This is a genomic window from Aeromonas sp. LsrichE-8G (assembly GCF_022869435.1).
Lineage (GTDB): Bacteria > Pseudomonadota > Gammaproteobacteria > Enterobacterales > Aeromonadaceae > Aeromonas > Aeromonas caviae.
Genome location: NZ_JALIHH010000024.1, coordinates 1 through 2,172, shown reverse-complemented (window position 1 = coordinate 2,172; position 2,172 = coordinate 1). Strand labels below are relative to the sequence as shown.

2 protein-coding genes are annotated in these 2,172 nt (G+C 59.0%); both read left to right on the top strand.

Annotated features, from left to right (window positions below):
• The coding region (gene istA / locus MUW49_RS05865; protein WP_244812512.1) for an IS21-like element ISAs27 family transposase at positions 1-1,314 on the top strand (1,314 nt) is incomplete at its 5' end.
• Between the two features lie 22 nt (positions 1,315-1,336).
• On the top strand, positions 1,337-2,092 hold the full coding sequence (gene istB, locus MUW49_RS05860; protein WP_043851824.1) for an IS21-like element ISAs27 family helper ATPase IstB: 756 nt from the start codon (positions 1,337-1,339) through the stop codon (positions 2,090-2,092).
• Positions 2,093-2,172: the final 80 nt, after the last annotated feature.

The window sequence follows — 2,172 nt, the reverse complement described above, 5'->3', positions numbered from 1 at the left end:
AACTGGGCCTTGTTGCATCAGGAACTCAAAAAACCAGGTCAAAAAGGCGTGACCCTCGAGCTGCTATGGCAGGAGTACGCCGAGCGCCATCCAGGCTCCCACTACAGCTACAACCACTTCTGTCGGCTCTATAAAGAGTGGGCGGCGCTGCTGCAACCCTCGATGCGGCAGACCCATATTGCGGGCGAAAAACTCTTTGTCGACTACTGCGGCCAGACCATGCCCATTGTCGATCCGCATACCGGCGAGATCCTTTACCGGGCCCAGATCTTTGTCGCCGTGCTGGGGGCCTCCAACTACACCTTTGCCGAGGCCACCCGCTCCCAGCAGCTCGATGACTGGGTGATGAGCCACAAGCGCGCTTTCGAGTTCTTTGGCGGTGTGCCGCAATTGGTGGTACCTGATTGCCTCAAGAGTGCCGTCAGCGTGGCGCGCAATACCGATCCGGATCTCAACCCTACCTACCAGATGCTGGCGGCCCATTTCGGTACGGCGATCATGCCCGCGCGGCCCCGCAAGCCGAAGGATAAGTCCAAGGCGGAGGTGGGCGTGCAGATCGTCACCCGCTGGATCCTGGCGGTGCTGCGTCATGAAACCTTCCATAGCCTGGCCCAGCTCAATCAGCGAATGGGTGAACTGCTGACCCGGCTCAACCAGAAATCCTTCCAGAAGCTGCCTGGCTGCCGTGCCTCACTGTTTGCCGAGCTCGATGCACCGGCGCTCAAGCCGTTGCCGGATTATCCCTATCACTACACCAAAGTAGTGCCGGTGCTGGTTGGTAAGGACTACCACGTCGATCTGGAAAAGCACTATTACTCAGTGCCCTATGCCTTGCAGGGCAAGCGGCTGGAGGCGCATCTGGCCGAGCATACCGTCACGCTGTACCACGCGGGCAAGATCGTGGCCGAACACCAGCGGAGTCATCACAAAGGCCAGCACAGCAGCCTGCGTGAACACATGCCCGCGCATCATCAGGCACTGCTGGAGTGGTCGCCGGAGCGACTGCTTGGCTGGGCGGCGTCCATCGGCCCCTACACCACGCATTGGGTGGATGGCTTTATCCGGCAGGCAGAGCATTCGACGCAAGCGGTGCGCCCTTGCCTGGCCTTGCTGGGGCAGAGCAAAACCTATGGCAAGGAGCGGCTGGAAGCGGCCTGCCTCCGGGGGCACCTGACCGGCGCCAACCGGCTGCACAACATCCGCAGCATGCTCAAGCATGGCCTGGAGGAGCAACAACTCATTGCCAACGAGCGACAGGATCCGCTGCAAGACATCCGTCATGACAATGTCCATGGCGAGCACTACTTCCACTAACCCCACGGATCAGGAGAAGCCGATGCAATTACACCTCGATGAACAACTAAGCCGCCTGCACTTGAGCGGCATGAAACAGGCTCTGAACCAGCAGCAGGCCCAGAGCATGCTGTACCTGGATATGGGTTTTGAAGAGCGGCTGCAACTATTACTGAGCCATGAGCTGGTGCAGCGGGAGCAGAGGAAAACCAACCGCCTGGAGAAGCAAGCCCGGTTCCGGCTAGCCGGACAGGTGGAGCAGCTCGACTATCGGGCGGGTCGAGGCGTGAGCAAAGCGCAGATCCGCCAACTGCTGGAAGGACACTGGCTGAGTCATCAACAAAACCTGCTGCTAACGGGCGCGGCAGGCTGTGGCAAGAGTTACCTGGCGTGTGCCCTGGGCCGTTACTTTATCCGGCAAGGAGTGGGCGTGCGGTATTACCGGCTGAAAACCCTACTTGAAGAGATGCGACTGGCCCAAGCGGATGGCAGCTATCCGAAACTGCTGGAGCGGGTAAGCAACATAGGGGTACTGATCCTGGATGACTGGGGCATGGAGATGCTGGACGCGAGCGAACGCAGCAACCTGCTGGAGATCATCGATACCCGCTACGGCAACGTCTCAACGATAGTGGCGAGCCAATTGCCGGTGGAGAAGTGGTACGGGATGATCGGAGAGGCAACCTTCGCCGAGGCGATCTTGGACCGACTGATCCACAGAGCGGTGCGCGTGACCTTAACGGGAGAATCGATGAGAAAACAGGGCGCCAACTTGACCGATGCCGATCAGGCGGAGTAAAAGGAAGACGCTATAAACGCGGGCAGAAAAAAAGTGATCGGCATGATGTTATTGGCTGATCGACATGATGTTATTAGCCA